This is a genomic window from Bacillales bacterium, assembly GCA_035700025.1.
GTDB lineage: Bacteria > Bacillota > Bacilli > Bacillales > DASSOY01 > DASSOY01.
In genome coordinates this window covers 1-4599 of record DASSOY010000082.1, presented here as the reverse complement: position 1 = coordinate 4599, position 4599 = coordinate 1, and the positions used below count along the sequence as shown (strand labels likewise).

Here is a 4599-nt window from a genome sequence, read left to right as displayed (position 1 = left end):
GTCCCCTTCCAGAACGACCACGGTTCCTTGCGTTGTTTCCGCGTAAGTTTTTACGCGATCGATCGCTTCCCGGCTAATATCGGATACATATAAATGCGCTCCTTCGTCCAGCAGCTGTTTGGCTACTTTCGAACCGACCTTCCCCAACCCTTGCAATGCAAACGTTTGATTCGCTAAATTTTCCGTGCCGCGCAACATTTGCGAGGTCGCTTTCAACGAATACACGACGCCTTGCGCCGTAGGCACGGATGAATCGCCGTGTCCCCCGTATTCTTCCGGAACTCCGACGATACAATTCGTTTCTTTCATCGCCTCAACAAAGTCTTCAGGCAAAGTTCCCATGTCTGTACCTGTATAAAAACGGCCGTTTAACGAATCGACGAACTGACCGAATGCCCGGAACAATTCGGGGTTTCGGTCGCGGAGCGGGTCCCCGATAATCACCGATTTGCCGCCGCCGAAATCGACATCCGCTGCCGCGCATTTGTAGGTCATGCCTTTCGATAGCCGAAGCACGTCTTCAAGCGCTTCGTCGACGTTTTTGTACGGACGCATCCGACAGCCTCCCAGTGCCGGTCCAAGCGTCGTGTCATGAATTGCGATGATCGCCTGCAGCCCCGAATCCGGGTCGCTGCAAAAAACGACTTGTTCGTGCTCTTTGATTCTCTCAAATGTCAGCATTCTACCGTTCTCCTCTCACTCAAAAAAGAAAACGCTTTCAATCGTTCAGCCGCTTGTTGATTTGCTCCTTCGGCAAAATAAATTGCGTGACTTCGCCTTTGCCGACCAATTCTTTCGAATTGCGGACTTCGACTTCGGTGATGACCGCGCTTCCCTTAAACTTCGTCAACGTAGCCGTCACTTCAACAGTATCTCCGCCCGCGGTCGGGGCAAGATGTTTAGCCGTGACAGCTCCGCCAATGCCTTCTTCATGATCTTCTAAATAAGGTAAAATAATTTGCCGGGAAGCCCACTCCATGTGATAGACCATCGAAACGGTCGAATACGCAGGGTGAACGACATTGCCTTCAAACTGTGCGTACATATCAGGGGTTACTTTTGCCCGAATCGTCGCTTTCTGTCCGACTTCCATTCCCGGTTTCATGTGCGGCTCACCTCAATTGGTTTACAGTGATTCATTTTTATTACCAGCTACTAAGAACATATCACAATGTCATAAGACCGTCAAAATCTTGTCATATTAAGGAAATCTTATTTTTCGATCATGTAAGGATGGCTGAGCGCGTCATATTCGCTGTTTCGATTGTCGATTTCATTAGCTTGTCGAAAAACCGATTCAAAAAATTCACTTGCAGGTTCAGCCAACGCCTTGTAATAATCGCTGAAAAGCGTCGCCGCGTATTGGCCAAGCCATTTTTCAGGCAACAACTGCTCAGGGATGCCTGGGTCGACGAATAAAAATTTCCGGTATTCATGAACGAGCTTCGTTCTCTCGACAAAGCATTCCCCTTCATCCATTTCTCCGTTGGCAATGCGTGTTTTGTCCATGACGTATTTCTTACTGTAAAAATCAATGAATCGTTCATAGCGATGATTGATATCGTCAAGGTCCCAACATTCTCCGACAAGTTTGCTGTCTTCGTGAGGACCTCCATAGCGGCTGATAAAAAAATGAACGTACGGTGCGATGTCATATTTGTCAATCAAATCACGGACTTGCTTTTCCAGGCGGTTCGGGGAGATCCACAAACCGCTTGAGAGCATGCCGAACCCGCTCCATACAATTTCTTTGCGGAGTTCGTCGCGGATGTTTCGTTTGCTCTCAGGGATCGTGTACATGAGCATCCGCCATTTGCCGTCCCATTCGTCCGACTGCAGCTTGAATATTCGCTCGGCCGCTTCATTAATGCGGCGGACGCCGCGTTCACTCAGCCGGTAATAGCTCTTGTTGCCAACTTTGTGCGACTGTACCCAGCCTTGTTTGTTCATACGCGAGATGGCGGCGCGCACCGACGGTTCATTATGTCCGAAAGCTTCAAGCAAGCGAATGAGACTACCGATCCAGATTTCGTTTCCGTAATGGCTGATGTAATCCCCGTATAATGTAAAAATCATGGATCGCGTGTTTAAGTTACTCTCCATATCAGCCTTCTCCTTCTTTATTCCCCTTTGAACTGCGGTTTACGCTTCTCATTAAAAGCTTTCAGCGCTTCCACGCGGTCATGCGTCGGGATCGTCAATTCATACGCTTTCGACTCCATGTCCATGCCCGTCTGCAAATCAGCGTTCATGCCTTTTTTGATCGCGTATTTCGCTTGCTGCAAAGCCACCGGACCGTTCCTCAACATTTCAGCCGCAAACGTCTCGCACGCTTCCATCAATTGTCCGCGCGCAACGACTTTCGTCAACAACCCGAGTTCATATGCCTCTTCAGCGCTGATTTTGCGCGCCGTCAAGATGAGTTCCATCGCTTTCGATTCGCCGATCAGGCGCGGCAGACGCTGCGTGCCGCCGGCACCCGGAATAATCGCCATGCTCGTTTCCGGCAAGCCGACTTTCGTGTCATTCACGCAAATGCGAAAGTCGCAGGCAAGCGCAAGCTCGAAGCCGCCGCCGAGCGCGTATCCGTTAATCGCCGCGATCGTCGGCTGCGGCAAATCCGATACCGCTGAGAACACATCGCGAATTTTTTTCACATTGCGCCGGACTTGTTGGTCATTTAATGTTTTTCTTTCCTTCAAATCAGCCCCGGCACTGAACGCTTTTTCACCGGCACCGGTAAAAATAACGACCCGCACGTCTTTGTCGACGTGAATTTGGGCAACCGTGTCGCCGAGTTCCGTCAACATTTCGTAATCGAACCCGTTCAACACATCAGGACGATTCAAAGTGACATAGCCGATATGATTGCGCACTTCATATTCAATCTTGCTCGTCATGTGCACTCTCCTTTTCATTATACATTTCTTACAACTGTTGCAATGCCTTGACCGACGCCGATACACATCGTCGCCAGTCCATGCTCCACATCCCGCTTCTTCATTTCATGAATGAGCGTCGTCAAAATCCTCGCACCGCTCGCACCAAGCGGGTGCCCGTACGCAATCGCTCCTCCGTTCACATTCACGAGGCTCGGATCAAGCTCCAGCTGACGAATGCATTCGAGCGATTGCGAAGCAAACGCCTCGTTCAGCTCAATCAATCCAAGCGCCTCGGTCTTCAACCCGCTACGCTTCAACACTTTCCGCGTCGCATGAATTGGACCGAGGCCCATCACTTCCGGCTCAAGCCCCGCCACCGCCGACGTCACATATTTCACGAGCGGCTTCACACCGAGCGCCTTCGCCTTCTCGGCGCTCATCAACAACAGCGCTGACGCCCCGTCATTGATCCCCGACGCGTTCCCTGCGGTCACGCTTCCGCCCTCAAAGATCGGCTTCAGCTGCGCCAGCTTCTCGAGCGACGTATCCGGCCGCGGGTGCTCGTCGACCTCTACCGTGACCTCGCCAAGCTTCCGGTCCCGGTAGACGACCGGCACGATTTCATCCTTCAATCGCCCGGACGACATCGCCGCCTTCGCCTTCATCTGGCTCTCGTACGCAAACGCATCCTGCGCCTCGCGGCTCACGCCGTACCGCTTCGCTACGTTCTCTGCCGTTTCCGGCATGCTGTCCGTCCCGTACATTTCCTTCATTTTCGGATTGGCGAACCGCCATCCGATCGTCGTGTCGTACATCTCCGGATTGCCGCGCGGAAACTCGCGTTCCGGCTTCGCCATCACGAACGGCGCGCGAGTCATGCTTTCCACGCCTCCGGCGATGAACACATCGCCCTCGCCGGCCGCAATCGCACGCGCGGCGTAGTTGACGCTGTCGAGGCCGGAGCCGCACAGCCGGTTGATCGTCGTGCCGCCGACCTCAACCGGCAAGCCGGCGAGCAGCGCCGCCATGCGTGCGACGTTGCGGTTTTCTTCGCCGGCTCCGTTCGCATTGCCGAAGACGACATCTTCGATGTCTTCCTTCGGCACACCCGGATTTCGCTCAAGCAGCGCCCGGATCGCGATCGCCGCGAGGTCGTCCGGGCGCACGGATTTCAGTGCGCCCTTATAGCGGCCGATCGGCGTCCGAAGCGCATCGACAATGACTACTTCGTTCATCATTCATTCTCCTTCGTGTAATCGTATACGCCTTTGCCGGTTTTCCGGCCCAACCGTCCGGCTTTCACATATTTCACAAGCAGCGGCGAAGGACGGAAGCGCTCGCCGAGCGTTTCATGTAAATAATTTAAGTTGTTCAAGCGCGTATCAAGTCCGACGAGATCGCCGAGCTCGAACGGCCCCATCGGATAATTCAACCCGAGCTTGATCGCTTTATCGATTTCTTCCGGGCGAGCCAAACCTTCTTCAAGCATTTTGAACGCTTCGTTTCCGACAAGCGTGCTGATGCGGCTCGTGATAAAGCCCGGGAATTCATTGGCGACGACGGTTTCTTTGCCCATTTGTTTTGCCGTTTGCTCCGCCATTTCCGCCGTTTCATTACTCGTTTCCAGTCCACGGATGATCTCGACGAGCGGCATTTTATGAACCGGGTTAAAAAAGTGCATCGCAATGACCTTCTCCGGCCGTGAGGTAAAAGATCC

6 protein-coding genes are annotated in these 4599 nt (G+C 52.9%); all 6 read right to left on the bottom strand.

Annotated elements, in window-relative coordinates; translation table 11 throughout:
- Nucleotides 1–681: Glu/Leu/Phe/Val dehydrogenase dimerization domain-containing protein (locus VFK44_14400; protein ID HET7629560.1), on the bottom strand; the 681-nt coding region annotated here is incomplete at its 3' end.
- 37 nt (nt 682–718) lie between these two features.
- A complete protein-coding gene (locus tag VFK44_14395; GenBank protein HET7629559.1) occupies nt 719–1105 on the bottom strand; it encodes a hotdog domain-containing protein in 387 nt (128 codons plus the stop codon).
- Nucleotides 1106–1212: 107 nt separating this feature from the next.
- Nucleotides 1213–2103: a phenylacetic acid degradation operon negative regulatory protein PaaX gene (gene paaX, locus VFK44_14390; GenBank protein HET7629558.1), complete on the bottom strand. Its 891-nt coding sequence runs from the start codon at nt 2101–2103 to the stop codon at nt 1213–1215.
- A gap of 17 nt (nt 2104–2120) precedes the next feature.
- The gene (locus tag VFK44_14385) at nt 2121–2900 is read right to left on the bottom strand and encodes an enoyl-CoA hydratase-related protein (GenBank protein ID HET7629557.1); all 780 of its coding nucleotides are present in this window, start codon (nt 2898–2900) and stop codon (nt 2121–2123) included.
- Nucleotides 2901–2917: 17 nt separating this feature from the next.
- Nucleotides 2918–4120, bottom strand: a complete 1203-nt coding sequence (locus VFK44_14380) for an acetyl-CoA C-acyltransferase (GenBank protein ID HET7629556.1) — start codon at nt 4118–4120, stop codon at nt 2918–2920.
- On the bottom strand, nt 4117–4599 hold a 483-nt coding region (locus VFK44_14375), incomplete at its 5' end, for a 3-hydroxyacyl-CoA dehydrogenase family protein (GenBank protein HET7629555.1). The genes VFK44_14380 and VFK44_14375, both read right to left, overlap by 4 nt.

What these genes read in the sequence shown, in the direction of transcription:
- VFK44_14395 (HET7629559.1), bottom strand. Translation starts at nt 1,105, where the DNA reads ATGAAACCGGGAATGGAAGTCGGACAGAAAGCGACGATTCGGGCAAAA.
- paaX (HET7629558.1), bottom strand. Translation starts at nt 2,103, where the DNA reads ATGGAGAGTAACTTAAACACGCGATCCATGATTTTTACATTATACGGG.
- VFK44_14385 (HET7629557.1), bottom strand. Translation starts at nt 2,900, where the DNA reads ATGACGAGCAAGATTGAATATGAAGTGCGCAATCATATCGGCTATGTC.
- VFK44_14380 (HET7629556.1), bottom strand. Translation starts at nt 4,120, where the DNA reads ATGATGAACGAAGTAGTCATTGTCGATGCGCTTCGGACGCCGATCGGC.